11 protein-coding genes are annotated in these 14948 nt (G+C 38.9%); all 11 read left to right on the forward strand.

All coding sequences use genetic code 11. The annotated features are described in order from the left end of the window. Positions 1–436: 436 nt before the first annotated feature. The 11 genes from C6362_RS05740 (at position 437) to C6362_RS05785 (ending at position 14894) form a co-directional block, all read left to right on the forward strand. A complete protein-coding gene (locus C6362_RS05740; protein WP_218925677.1) occupies positions 437–4111 on the forward strand; it encodes a YobI family P-loop NTPase in 3675 nt (1224 codons plus the stop codon). A gap of 260 nt (positions 4112–4371) precedes the next feature. Then, a complete protein-coding gene (locus C6362_RS05745; protein WP_014015792.1) occupies positions 4372–5886 on the forward strand; it encodes an ATP-binding protein in 1515 nt (504 codons plus the stop codon). Between the two features lie 72 nt (positions 5887–5958). Beyond that, positions 5959–6264 carry a citrate transporter gene (locus C6362_RS12120; protein WP_014015793.1) on the forward strand — a complete coding sequence of 102 codons (306 nt, stop codon included), beginning with the start codon at positions 5959–5961 and terminating at the stop codon, positions 6262–6264. 91 nt (positions 6265–6355) lie between these two features. Further along, positions 6356–7411, forward strand: a complete 1056-nt coding sequence (locus tag C6362_RS05755) for an ATP-binding protein (protein WP_014015794.1) — start codon at positions 6356–6358, stop codon at positions 7409–7411. Beyond that, entirely contained in the window at positions 7412–9667 is a 2256-nt protein-coding gene (locus C6362_RS05760) for a S8 family peptidase (RefSeq protein WP_014015795.1), read from the forward strand. A gap of 101 nt (positions 9668–9768) precedes the next feature. Next, positions 9769–10932, forward strand: coding sequence for an SLC13 family permease (locus C6362_RS05765; RefSeq protein WP_232501489.1), 1164 nt, complete (start codon positions 9769–9771; stop codon positions 10930–10932). A gap of 258 nt (positions 10933–11190) precedes the next feature. Beyond that, positions 11191–11643 (forward strand): VanZ family protein, encoded by a 453-nt coding sequence (locus C6362_RS05770; protein WP_041647440.1) that lies wholly within the window; start codon positions 11191–11193, stop codon positions 11641–11643. Positions 11644–11721: 78 nt separating this feature from the next. Continuing rightward, positions 11722–12546 (forward strand): ATP-binding protein, encoded by an 825-nt coding sequence (locus tag C6362_RS05775; protein ID WP_014015797.1) that lies wholly within the window; start codon positions 11722–11724, stop codon positions 12544–12546. A 351-nt stretch (positions 12547–12897) separates the two neighbouring features. Continuing rightward, entirely contained in the window at positions 12898–13050 is a 153-nt protein-coding gene (locus C6362_RS11990) for a hypothetical protein (protein WP_157868796.1), read from the forward strand. A gap of 69 nt (positions 13051–13119) precedes the next feature. Then, positions 13120–13923 (forward strand): HD domain-containing protein, encoded by an 804-nt coding sequence (locus C6362_RS05780; protein WP_014015798.1) that lies wholly within the window; start codon positions 13120–13122, stop codon positions 13921–13923. A gap of 41 nt (positions 13924–13964) precedes the next feature. Continuing rightward, a complete protein-coding gene (locus C6362_RS05785; protein WP_014015799.1) occupies positions 13965–14894 on the forward strand; it encodes an NAD-dependent epimerase/dehydratase family protein in 930 nt (309 codons plus the stop codon). The last annotated feature ends 54 nt before the right edge of the window (positions 14895–14948 follow it).

Raw genomic sequence — 14948 nt, forward strand, 5'->3', positions numbered from 1 at the left:
ATCAGCACTTTACAACTTTATAAGGTATGATATTTTTGCAAAATAAAGATGTAAACCTAGCTAAACAGAGTGAGATATTGAACAATCTGTGGGACTAGGAAGCTGCTGAGCTGACCAATGCTTCTAAAAGATGAGTGTACGGAACAGCGAAAGGGGTACCGTTCCAACCATTACCGCAGAAATCTGCATAGCATCTACCATAATGTAGAAAGTGGGTTGATACTTGCTTGTACTAGGCGGTGTCATGTCGTAATTACTCAGTGAGTCATAAATAAATATATGACCATGAAGCATCTGTACGGATACGATACCGCGGCCATCCTCTACTAATTTTACAAGACTTTAAATATTAGTAATTTAGAGATTACTATGATAATATTTCACAGCTAGGAGAGATAATATGTGCTTGAAGCAGATATTGCAAAAAATAAAGAACATGACAAAATCTAATAAAAATGAAATGAAGGAAGACCATAAAAATAAATATAATGATCTTGCTCCTATAAATACTTTATCACAGGATGATACCTATATTCAGGCTTTAAATTGGGCGTTTATGAATCCGTCTATTAAAAATATTGCATTAACTGGAGCATATGGATCCGGTAAAAGTAGTATTTTACTTTCATTTTTGGAACAATATGAAAACATAAGAAAAAAGACTTTATCCATATCTTTGGCCAGCTTTATTGATAAATTACAGGAGAATCAAGATAATAATTCTACTGAAGATAAGATTATCAAGCTTGATATTAATGAAATTGAAAAAAGTATTTTAAAGCAACTTTTTTATAAAGTAGCTCCTTCAAAAATACCACAAAGCCGTTTTCAAAGGATTCGCATTATAAAAGGAAAAAAGATATTTCTTGAGATTATAGCTGTAACGATTTTTATTTTTTTCTGTACTTATTTTTTTCGTCCTCAATACTTGGATTATTTAATCAGCTCAATTAGTTATGGGTATCAACGACATTTTTCTGCTTTAGAAGAAGATTTACTTACCATAGTTTCCTATATTACTTTTATTGGTCTTATATTAGGGGGAATTTTTTTTATAGAAAAGATAGTGAAATGGATTTTAATATCCTTTCATTTGAAAAAAGTAACCATTCAAGGTTCAATTCAAGCAGAAACAGGAAATGATGAAGAGTCCATATTTGATAAAAATATGGATGAAATTATTTATTTTTTTGAGAGTACTCGCTATACTACTATATTTTTTGAAGACCTTGACCGTCTGCAGAATAACAGATTGTTTGTGCACTTAAGGGCTCTTAATAATATGTTGAACCAATGTGATGTCTTAGAACGGCCGATTCGGTTTGTATATGCTGTTAAAGATGATATTTTTGAAAAAGAAGACCGTACTAAATTTTTTGAATTTATTTTGCCAGTGATTCCTATTATTAATGCTACGAATTCAGGGGAAGAGATTCGCCGATGGGTAACAGATCACAACTATGGAAAAATTTTTGATGAGGATTTTATCGATGATATTGCTCCATATATTGATGATATGCGTGTGCTTCAAAATATTTTTAATGAATATGAGATTTATAGAGAGCAAATTATCAATAGGACTGGATTAAATTTAGATCCAAAGAAATTGTTTGCAGTTATTGCATTTAAAAATATCTATCCATCGGATTTTTCTGATTTACAAAATGAAAAGGGGATAGTAAAGCAAGCCTTTTACGAAAAAGAGAAAATCCTTAAGCAAAAAATTAAAGATTTAAATGACCTGATTGAAAAAGAAGAATCAACGTTTAAAAATTTGAAAGATGATGAGTTGCAAAGTGTAAATGCGATTAAAAGCGCAATGCTTGCTGATTTTGTTGATTGGAAAGGATTTGCAGAGAGTTTTAATGTCTATTCATGGAAAGATAATGAAAAATCATCTAGTTCAATTTTATTTGACTTCAAAACAATAATGAATCCAAATTTCGATTTAAATGAATTAAAAAATATTAATGAATGCTATATACACTCTCCTGGGATAGGCAATGTTACAAAAATGTCTCTTTATGAAAAAGTCGAAAAATATTATCCAGTATGGAAACGTCATTATGAATATGATGGGAAAATTGAAGAACTTAAACTTGAAATCAATACTACACGTGACAAAATAAAAAAGTACCGCAATATGACGATGAAAGAAATTTTAGATTGCGATGAAAATGATGTTCTCTCCGAGCAAATCAAGCAAAATAAACTATTGGTATTTCTGTTGCGTAATGGTTATCTAGATGAAACCTATGCTTCTTATATCAACTATTTCCAGGCAAACAGTACAACTTATAGCGATAGAAATTTCATCTTGTCGGTGAAAAACAGGGAACCTTTGCCTTTTGACTATAGATTGGTAAAAATTTCTCAAGTCATTAAAAAATTAAAGCTTGGGGATTTTGACTATCCGGCAGTGTATAATTTTGATTTACTTAATGAAATGTTGATGCATGCGGAATCCTACGAAGAGAAATTAGAAGAATTCATGAAACAATTGGGGAAAGAGGATAAAAACAGTTGGAATTTTATAGATGAATTTGTTGGATATGCCCAATCACCGGCACTTTTTGTAAAATATTTGGCACACTATTGGTCAAATATGTGGAATTTTATTCTTGACTCTTCCTTATTAGAACAGCGTAAGGTATTTTATTTGAAGTTGTTAATTGATGATGCAAAACTTGATGACCTTTGTCTCATGAATAAATCTAATTCATTAAGTACGTATTTTAGAGAAACTCATGATATTTTACAGAAGCTTCATGATGTTGATGAAGAAAAAATGATTGCTCTTATGGGACGGTTGCAAATTAAATTTAGCCAAGCTGAATTAACTGGAGTCAGTGAAAAGTTGGTACAATATATCATACAACAACGAATGTATATTTTGAATCCGTATATGCTAAATCAGATTATTTCCTGGAATTTTCCGCAAAAGGAAAATGCAGCATTGAGGGAAAATTATACGGTGATTTTGGAAGCAGATATAAAGCCCGTACTGGAATACATAGATGACAATATTGAAGAATACGTAAAAAATGTTACTTTATCAAAAGAAAATACTCAGGAAAGTAATAGAGCGGTAGTGGGATTATTAACCAAAATTATCGACGATAAAGAACTTTGCTGTGATGTAATTAGGCACCAGGGGAAAATAGAGTTCAACGACTTGGCAGATTGTAATGGTGAACAGACGGAAAAATCAAAAGACTCTGTAAAGGCAATTTGGGATGTTATCTTGGAAGAAAACAAAGTTGTGGCTTCCTGGAGTAATGTTCGGGTCTACTGGAAGCACTTTGGAGTCACTAAAAATCTAGTTTCTTTTGTCGATGTAAACTATGCAAAGTTAGACAAATTGGATAATGAAGATGATAACTCAAACTTCGTTGTTCAATTCATTAAATCAGATTTGGTTGATGTTTCTTTGCTGAAAAAAATAAAATTTGCCTTAGTCATTACTGATATGGGAGATATTATTAATAAGATTCCAGAAGATAAAGTTGAAGTTTTGGTAGAAAAAAATGTTATCTCGTTTACGTTAGATAATTTACAATTACTGCATGATTATTTGGATGATGAAAGAATTATGGCTAAATTTATTGTTTCAAATCAAGATTTGTTCTTTGCGAAAATTTCTGAAGACAGTGAAGCAGTGGATTATATTGTAAAAGATCAGAATTTAATTTTACACTTGATTTATCAAGATGAGATCAGTACTGAAAATAAAAATAAATTAATTGCATCAATAGATGCAGACACTATTGATATAGAAATTGCAAAAAAGATAATTGAGATGAAGTTAAAAATTAATAGAGAGCAATTTTATGCAATTTGGAATCAAGTTGATCAAAATTTGAAAGTGAAGTTATTCTATCAGTATATGGAATTGTTAACAGTTGATGATTTTCAAGATATTTTTCAACAGCTGAAAAATCAGAGTTCTGCTTTTGAAAAGTTAGCTCAAAGGGAGGCAAGAAAGCAAGTAAAACTTTCCAATACACCTGATAATATCAAACTGGCAAAGTGTTTAAGAAACAAGGGATATATTACTAGTTTTAACGAAATTGATACGAAAATTGAAATGCGAATCAAGAAATCACAGTAATTTTACTTACAATGGAACCTGATGCCCAAAGAAATCAATTCATCTGAATAAATACTAGCAAAAAACCGAACCATAATATCCGGCTTTTTCTATACACAGGTTTATTTTGCATTTACTCTATAGGCGATGATAAAGTAAACAAATTCAACAATGGCTGGCATCACTCTTTTTGTAAATTGTCTTGATGAACAAATGAGAATAACGTTAAAATGGTAAAAATTAGTTCGTGATACTGGATAAATAAATGTGGAGGGATGTAAATGGACATCAAGGATTTTCAAGGGATTGAAGCAAGTTTTTTAGATTACAAAATTTTTTTAGAGGCAGAAAAACCTAAAAGTTGGTTAAAATCAGTTTCGGCATTTGCAAATACGAAGGGCGGACATATTTTATTTGGAGTTACAGATAAAACGCACGAAGCCATCGGTTTAGATGATGTGCAGAAGGCAGCTAGCAAAATCGCAGAAATAATTTCAGTTCGAATTAGTCCGAAGGTAAATTATACGATAGATACTTTTCCAGGTACTCGTGAAGGGAAGTTCTGTCTTGACTTATCTATTTTTCCAGGGCCTCATTATCCTTATTATTACGTGCATGAACAGACTCGGGAATGTTATGTTCGAAGAGGCGATCGCTCTGAACCAGCGACTACCTTAGAAATTAATACGCTTATTTTGAAAGGTATGAATCAAACGTATGATGCATTGCCGACTTCTTATAAACTAGATGACATTAGCTTTACTTTGTTAGGTGCAACTTTCAAACAGGAAACTGGAGAAAGTTTTAATTTGCCACAGGATGCAGTTTCCTTGGGGCTGACAACTCCCAGCGGAGAAGTTACCAATGCGGGATTGTTGCTTTGTGATCAAGGTGTTTTACGACATTCCCGTGTCGTCTGTACGCATTGGAAAGGTAAAGAAAAGGGAGCGATTGATGGAGATGCATTAGATGATCAGGAGTTTTTTGGAACTAGCCTTATTATGCTTTTGAGTAATACAGAAGCGTTTATACGAAATAATTCAAAAAATCCGTGGACAATTCGGGGAATGCGACGAGAAGAGAATAGTGATTATCCTTTTAAGGCAGTTCGCGAAGTTTTGGTAAATGCCTTGATTCATAGAGATTATCAAAATATTGGTGCTGAAGTACATGTTGACATGTACGATGATCGTATGGAAATATCTTCTCCGGGAGGTATGATGAATGGTAGCCGTATTCAAGATTTGGATTTGAGTATGGTGCCATCTATGAGAAGAAATGAAATTATTTCAGATATTTTTGGAAGATTGCATTATATGGATCGTCGAGGCAGTGGGATACGGCGGATTATAAATTCATATGCTCATTTCAAAATTAAACCGAATTTTTATTCTAATGAGTATTTTTTTCTTGTTTCTCTGCCCAATAGAGGAGTACCATCAAAAATTAAACATACTACGGAAGAAACGCAACTTACGAGTGGAGAAACGCAACTTACAAGTGGAGAAACGCAACTTACGAGTGGAGAAATGCAACTTACAGGAGAAAAAATGACGCTTGAAATGTGGAAGACTAATATACGGCAAAAAACTGGAAATAAGTTTCAACCAAGAACTGTGGATAAACTTGCTAAATTAATGGCGATTTATGAAGATAAGTATCCCTTCAATCGACAAATTGTAGCGAATCGATTTGAAATAAGCGAAAATGCTGCATCTCGGATACTAAAAAGAGCAATTGAGTGTGGTATTGTTAGGAAAGAGAAAAAAGGCGTTTACTATTTTCAATTTCCTTAAAAAGTTAAATCCGCATATCGGTGATAATATATTAATGAAATTAACAAAAAGTTTGAGGCGGAGGTCAGTTTTGTGGGGCGTATTGTGAAAAATAATCTTGTCATATTGCTGGCGGCTATGGGGGCGTTGGTCTCGATGGTCATTGTACCGTCGTCGATGGGGTATGTGGAGTATCTCAATGGGCCTGTGCTGGGAATTTTGTTTTGCCTTATGGTTGTCATTGGCGGGTTTCGTGAAAGCGGCGTCTTTTCGGTGTTATTGTCCCAGCTCCTATTGCGGCTGGGAACGTTTCGTCAGTTGGCGATGGTGCTGGTCTTCATAAACAATCCGGTTGCGGTGATTTCACCGCAGCCGGATTGTTTTGTTAATAAAAAATAATATATTGTCCCAATATTGAAAAAAATGTCCCAATAAGTTATAATGACAGGAGAAATAAGAGATGCTGTAAAGTGTAAGGAGCTGGAGTGTGATGAAAAAAAAAGATATTGTAAATTTAATTAAATGTTATGCAGAAGGTAATGATGCTGGATTTAGGACTACAGCTTATCAAATTGCCAAAGAATTCGATCAAAGTGGAGATACCCAATTAGGACTTTATCTTATGTCACTATTATCAGATGCCAATACGTTTGTACCACAAGTGCAGGAAAGTAAAGAAACATATACCGGATTGCAATATCTTGATAAGGCTTCTGCTTGTGAAGAAATGCTGCTTTTACCAGACGTAATTATGAATGATATATTAGGGATTGTAAACGCTATTAATCATCATATGGGGATTCATCGTTTCTTATTTGAAGGGGCTCCTGGTACAGGAAAAACAGAAGCAGTAAAACAACTTGGCAGAATTTTAAATCGAGATGTTTATATGGTGAACTTCTCTGAACTTATTGACAGTAGATTAGGGCAGACTGCAAAAAATATAGTAGCTTTATTTAAAGAAATGAATGGGATTTATCAAAAATATAATATGATTTTCTTATTTGATGAAATTGATGCATTGGCTTTAGATAGAACAAATAATAATGATTTACGGGAAATGGGAAGAGCTACTTCTACTTTATTGAAATGTCTTGATTTACTGGATAAGGATATTATTTTAGTTGCGACAACCAATCTATATTCCTATTTTGACAGAGCTTTAATCAGGAGATTTGATTCGGTTATTAGTTTTAATCGATATACACAGGACGATTTGTTGGATATTGCTGAGAAAATTTTAAACCGATATTTAGATCAATTGCATTTAAAAAATCGGGATGTTCGGCTGTTTCGTAAAATTATGAAATTAATGGATCAATTACCTTATCCTGGGGATTTGAAGAATATAGTCCGTACGGCTGTAGCTTTTAGCAACCCTAATGACGAATGTGATTATTTTAGACGATTATATAGCGCAATTTGTGGTAAAAATCCGGATAATTTAAGTGAATTAAAAAAACAAAAATTTACAGTAAGAGAGATGGCTATACTCACAAATAAATCTAAAAGTACTATTGATAGAGAGCTTAAGGAGGCGTTATAAATGAATAACTTATTGGAGTTAAAGGGGGAATTCCAACATAAGTCAAATCAAGCTAGAGGGGGGAGCATCTCACTAAAAAAAGGACAAGTAGTTAAGGCCGACCATTTACTGGAGCTAGCTAATGATTTACAAAAAATAGCTGATTATTGGTCTGTACATCCAGAGATTGAAGGTGCTTTAGTTAGCGCGCATTATGTTCGCATCGTTCCTAAATCAAGTCGATTGCAATTTTTGCTTTCATGTACTAATAATTCCCCCAATGATTTTATAGTAGGGGCAAAATTTGAGACTACTGTTGATATAATCGATCCGGAATCCCATGCTCACCATGTTTTTACGTATTTTATCCCGTTAACAGCACTTGTTCAGACCATAGCTGTTTTAAAAAAAGTGTATGACGTTTTGAAAGAAAACTATCAGGGTAAGCTTTCATATGAAGATGTGGAAGAATTAAAAAAAGGAACATTCGTGTGTGATGGTTTATCTAAAACCAGGTTTCTTCAAACTATTGTAGATAGTTCGAATATTCAATGTTTTCGTATTGATACATTGGAAAAGGATATTCATGAAGCATGTATTATAACAATTTACAAAACTAAAGTAAAAACACGGGAGTTGTTAGGGAAATTTGGTATTTCGATTCCAGAAAGCAGAATTCTCAATCAGCTCACGATTCAAATGAATCCAGAAGAAATACATATGTTGTTGGAAAAAGCTCCATATCTGGTAGCTATGGGGGTAAATGATTTGACTCAGTATATTCCTGAGCCATTGACAGAAGTATCGGAAGTACCTGAACTTATTCCATCTCCTAAGAATGAACCTGTTATTGGCGTTATTGATACTCCCTTTAATGAAGACGTCTATTTTCATGAATGGGTAGATTATACTAATTGTTTGTCTGAAGATATTCCCGTTGGGCCAATGGATTTTGCACATGGAACAGCTGTCAGTTCGATCATTGTTGATGGTCCTAAGGGGAATCCTGATTTAGATGATGGATGCGGTCGTTTTAGAGTTCGGCATTTCGGAGTAGCTGTTGCTGGTAAATTTAGTTCTTTTTCGGTTATAAAGCAGATTGGGGATATTGTACGGTTAAATCGTGATATTAAGGTGTGGAATCTTTCTTTAGGTTCTATATTAGAGATTAATGATAATTTTATTTCGCCAGAAGCTGCTGAACTGGATCGGTTGCAGAATGAATATGATATAGTGTTTGTAGTAGCAGGAACGAATTTACCTGCTGCACATGAACATGAAAACAATTATAAAATCGGTGCCCCGGCAGATTCTTTAAATTCTATTGTTGTGAATTCTGTAAATTTTCAGAATCAAAGTGCATCTTATTCTCGAAGTGGCCCTGTATTGTCTTTCTTTGTAAAACCAGATGTTAGCTATTATGGTGGAGATAGGCAAAAACATGAATTTATAACGGTATGTGACAATGTATTGGGGGCAAAGCAGACAGCTGGAACTTCTTTTGCAGCGCCTTGGATTACCCGAAAAATGGCATATTTGGTTTACATTATGGGATTTACTCGAGAAGTGGCTAAAGCCTTGCTGATTGATGCTGCAACGGGATGGTATTGTCGGCCAGATGAAAAAAAGGGGTATGGCATAGTGCCCATTTCTATTCAAGATATTTTGCAATCTCCCGATGATGAAATTAAATTTATTATTTTTGGAAAGACTAAGAATTATTGTACGTATACATATCAATTGCCTGTCCCGGTTGTAGAGAATAAGCATCCTTATCTTGCCAAAGCTACTTTGGTTTATTTTCCGTTGTGTGATCGTAATCAAGGTGTGGATTATACCGATACGGAGTTAGATTTGCATTTTGGGCGATTAATGATTGATAAAGCACAACGTTTACAGATAAAATCTATTAATGGAAATTTACAGGCTGAACCGGGCCAGCACTCTATTTATGAAGAAGATGCCAGAAATGATTATCGGAAATGGGATAACGTAAAAATAGTTGCTGATCAGATTTATAGTAACATGAAACCTCGTAAAGCGTATGAAAAAGGACTTTGGGGTATCAAATTATATTGCAAAGAACGATTAAACAATCATGCCAGACGGGAAATTCCATTTGGTCTGGTTATTACCTTGAAAGAGATGAAGGGCGTTAATCGAATTGAATTATTCAAGCAATTATGCCAGGCCAGAGGATGGATTGTAAATGATGTCAACGTAGAAAATCGAGTTCAAGTATATTTGAAGGGAGAAGAAACGATTCAGTTAGAATAAAAAATTCAAAACAGGCTGGCACTTTCCCTTCAAGCGACAAAGTGTAGCAACTCGATTTGAAATAAGCGAAAATGCTGCATCCCGGATACTGAAAAGAGCAATTGAATGAACTTAACGAAGAATTTGAGGCGGAGGTCAGTTTTGTGGGGCGTATTGTGAAAAATAATCTTGTCATATTGCTGGCGGCTGTGGGGGTGTTGGTCTCAATGGTCATTGTGCCGCCGTCGATGAGGTATGTGGAGTATCTCAATGGGCCCGTGCTGGGGATTTTGTTTTGCCTTATGGTTGTCATTGGCGGTTTTCGTGAAAGCGGCGTCTTTTCGGTGTTATTGTCCCGGCTCCTATTGCGTCTGGGAACGTTTCGTCAGTTGGCGATGGTTCTGGTCTTTTCTTGCTTTTTTGTGAGCATGTGGGTGACGAATGACGTATCGCTGCTGACTTTTGTCCCATTTGCACTCTTGTCGCTGCGTCGTGTCGCCAGTGAAAAGGAAATGGCTGTCGTTATTTCTTTGCAGACGATAGCGGCTAACCTGGGCAGTATGTGTACGCCAGTAGGCAATCCGCAGAACTTATACTTGTATTTTCATTATGCCTTGAATCTTGGCGAATTTATGGCCTTGCTGTTGCCTTATACGATAGCAGCGATGATCATGCTGGCTGCCTCTGTTTTTTTGCTGCCGAACCGGCGGATTTCTATTTCCGCACGGCTAGCGGCCAGGCGGGCGGAGAAAGTTCCGCTCATGGCTTCGCCACGGCAGCTCTGGATGCTGGGAGCCTTGTTTTTTCTTTCGTTACTGACGGTGGCCCATCTTCTGGATTACCGTATCACGCTGGCGGTCGTCGTCCTGGTCACGGCGCTGATGGTCCCGCGTTATTTTCGTTATGTTGATTACCGGCTGTTAGGTACGTTTGTGGCTTTTTTTATCCTTATTGGCAATATCAGTCAATGGGAAGCTTTCCGGCAAATCTTGGCTGCATTCCTGACTGGGCACGAGTTTTTAGTGGCGATATTCGCATCCCAGGTCATCAGCAATGTGCCGGCGGCAGTTCTCTTGTCCGGTTTTACCGATAATGCTGCGGCGTTGCTGTTGGGAACGGATATTGGCGGATTAGGGACGCTCATTGCCTCTATGGCCAGCCTCATTTCTTATGGCATCTTCGTCCGCGCTTATCCACGGCGGCAGGGTTATTTCCTGAAAATATTTACGGCGCTTAATGTGGCTTATCTGTTGTTTTTTATCGTGTTTGCAGCCGTAGCTTTCTGATATAATGTTGGAAGAACCCCTCAGTCAGCTTTGCTGACAGCTCCCCTTCGCAGTGGAGCCTTTTTAAGTCCGACGTAAACTGCATCATTGGGCGGGCCGCCAGCCACAGCTGTCCGTTTTGGCAGCCGTCCTGCGCCTTCCGGTGGTCGGCACTTGACGGGCCAAAAAGGCTTTCAGGACGGCCCCTACAGGGCCCCGATAGGGACGATTTTTTGCGGTACAATGAGGGCGATTGTTTTTTGGGATGGGGTGGCATGTATGGGACGTAGATGGATTCAGGTTGTAGTCGGGTTGCTGGTTATGGGCGTCATCGGTGTAATTTGGTGGCATTCTATGCAGAATGGAGTGGCTTCTCATGCCGAGAGCCGGCGGGTCCTGGCGTGGGTCCTGGCCCGGATACAAGGATCGGCGGTGGCGCCTTATTTGAGTGACGGTGTCATTCGGCGCTTGGCGCATTTGACGGAATATACAACGCTGGGAATGGTATTGAGCGGCTTTTCTGTTTTAGTTTCGCGACGTCCTCATAAAGTCTGGGTGCTCTTGATTGGAATTGGCGTGGCAGCAATTGATGAGTATATCCAGTCGTTTTCCGGTGGCCGGACATCGACCTGGCATGATGTGGTACTCGACGGTGTTGGGTGTATGATTGGAATTTTTTTAGTCATGGTTATCCGGGGAGTGAAGCGGGGCATTGGTGCTATACGAAAATAGGGGCCAGTAGCCCCGCAGGTCGCTGTTTGCAGTTCGCAAAAAAAAGTACGGCTAATAGCCGTATGCGTAGGGGCTTTTATGAGTTTTGAAAAAGGAGAAATTGATGGAGATGCATTAGATGATCAAGAGTTTTTTGGGACTAGTTTGATTATGCTTCTGAATAATGCAGAAGCGTTTATACGAAATAATTCAAAAAATCCATGGACGGTTCAGGGCATGCGTCGAGAGGAGAAAAGCGATTATCCTTTTAAAGCAGTTCGCGAAGTTTTAGTGAATGCCTTGATTCATAGAGATTATCAAAATATGGGTGCTGAAGTACATGTTGACATGTATGATGACCGTATGGAAATATCTTCGCCTGGCGGTATGATGAATGGAAGTCGTATTCAAGATTTGGATTTAAGAATGGTACCGTCCATGAGAAGGAACGAGATTATTTCCGATATTTTTGGAAGACTGCATTATATGGATCGTCGAGGCAGCGGGATACGTCGGATTATAAATTCATATACTTATTATAAGAATAAGCCAATTTTTTATTCCAATGAGTATTTTTTTCTTGTTTCTTTACCGAATAGAGGGATTGCATCAAAAATCAAGGATGCTACGGAAGAAACGCAACTTACTGGGGAAGAAACGCAACTTACTGGAGAAAACGTTCATCTCGAAGTGTTAATGACTAGTATACGGCAAAAATGTAGAAATAAATTTCGAGCAGGTACAGTAGATAAATTTATAAAATTGTTGATAATTTATGAAGATAAATATCCATTTAATAGACAAATTGTAGCAACTCAATTTGAAATAAGCGAAAATGCTGCATCCCGACTGCTTAAAAAAGCAATTGATTGTGGTATTGTCAGGAAAGAAAAAAGAGGAGTTTATTATTTTCGGGTTTTGTAAAAATCAGATTCAGATGCGGCATCGCTGCGATAAACTCAAGATTATGTTATGACCCGGCATCGTCTGTCATAAATTTCGGCTGTACACAGGATTCGCGGCGGGCCGCCCGTCGCTGCTGTCCGTTCTGTTAACCGTCCTGCACCTCCCGATGGTCGGTACCTGTCGGGGTAGAAAGGCTCTGGGCGTCCCCTACGCACAAGGCCGTTGGCCGTGTATTTTTTATGGCCTGCGGACCACGCTTTTTTTCATCGCCTGACTGCGATTCCGTAGGGGCCGTCCCAACGGGCGGCCCGCGTGAATCCTGTGCATATCCGGAATTTATGACGGACGGCGCATGGTCGTAATACAATCATGAGTCTGTTGCGGCGGGCCGCCGCATCTGATTCGGCGTCGATGAACGATGAACGGCCTACGACGAACGACATCGCCGATGGCGATGAGTTCCGGCCTGCGGTCTGCGAACTACGGCCTGCGTTATTATTGCGTTATTATCAAGTCCGCTAGTATATGCTATAATTAGCGTTATAGATGATTTATATTAAGGATATATAGGAAAGGTGGTTGGGCAGTCTGATGGATCGGGATTTTGTGGTATCACAATTTACGCGGTATGTCCATGGGTTTGACCAGGGGGAAGAAGGGGTCCGGCTGAAGTATGCTCATTCTTTACGGGTGAGTTCTCTCTGTGAGCAGATTGCGGGAAGCCTGGGTTTGTCCCAGGATGAGGTAGATTTGGCCTGGCTTATCGGCGTGCTTCACGATATCGGCCGCTTTGAACAGCTGCGGGAGTACCATACGTTTGTCGATTACCGGTCCATGGACCATGCCAAGTATGGCGCTCATTATTTGTTTGATGACGGTCATATCCGCGATTTTCTCGACGATGGGAGGTTGGATGATGTTATCCGCATGGCTATCGACCAGCACAATGTCTATCAGCTGCGGGAGAATTTGACGCCGCGGCAGCGGCTTTTCTGCCAGCTCATCCGCGATGCTGACAAAATCGATATTTTCCGGGTCTATGTCCTGTATATGAGCCAGAAGAAAAATATTTGGAACGTCGATTGGGCTGATTTTGAGAACCAGCCTATTTCTGACAGCGTCATGGCCCAGGCCCGCCAGGGGAAGCTGGTGCGGACGCAGGATAAGAAGACTTTCATGGATTTTTATGTCGGTGCTTTGTGTCTGTACTTCGATTTGGTCTATCCCCGGAGCCGTCAGCTGGCACGGGAGCAAGGCTATTTTGATAAGCTCCTCGATTTCCACTCCCGGAATGTCGATAGTGAGAAAAAATTGGATGAAATCCGCTGCTTAGTACAGAAAGCGGAAACGTTGCCTCAGCCAACATTTGTTGATACAATGTATAATGACATATAGCATAATTGGTATTATAGGATATATAGGGGGAATCATAGCTCATGGAAATATTGATTACGGGTGGTGCCGGCTTCATTGGGTCGCATGTTTTAGCACAGTTGAAAGAAATGCCGGATATGGATGTTGTCGTCTTTGATAATTTGTCTAGTGGGTCCCGGAACCACGTGCCCGATGGAATGGAACTCATTGAAGGCGATATCTGCGATGAAGAAGCTATTGACGCTGTCTTTTCCGATCACCATTTTGAGGCTGTCGTCCATCTGGCAGCGCAGACGATGGTCCCGGTTTCGGTGGAACAGCCTGTCCTCGATTGCCAGATTAATTTGGAAGGCGTCCTTCATGTGCTGGAAGCCTGCCGGGTTCATGGCGTGCCGCACATCCTGTTTTCGTCCAGTGCTGCCGTGTACGGGGATAATCTGAACATTCCCTTAGTGGAAACGGAACGGCTCGCGCCGACTTCCCCGTATGGTGTTACTAAGATGACGACGGAACATTACCTGCGAGTCTATCATGAATTATACGGTATGGATGCGACGGTTTTCCGTTTTGCCAACGTTTACGGCGAACGGCAGGGCGAAAAAGGAGAAGGCGGTGTCGTCAGCATTTTCTGTAAGCTCTTGTCCCATCATCAGGGGCTTACGGTTTTCGGCGATGGCAGCCAGACTCGCGATTTCGTCTATGCTGGCGATATTTCCCAGGCCATTATCCGGGCGCTGCCGCTCAAAGGCTATCATACGATGAATGTCTCGACGGGCCAGGAAACGAGTGTCAACGATTTGATCCATAGTTTTGAAAAAGCCGTTGGCCATTCCGTAGATGTGACTTATACGGCGCCTAGGACGGGGGATATTCTGCGGTCGGTCCTCAGTAATGGTGCCTTGAAAGAGAACCTGGATTTTGTACCGGCAATGGATTTGGAAGAAGGAATCCGCCGGACCTATGAATGGTATCAGGGGCAATGGGCGCAGTGAGGCATTTTTCCTTGACAGGCTTCCCAAAACATGACACAATTAATTAGATATGCC

Source organism: Megasphaera elsdenii DSM 20460, assembly GCF_003010495.1.
Lineage (GTDB): Bacteria > Bacillota > Negativicutes > Veillonellales > Megasphaeraceae > Megasphaera > Megasphaera elsdenii.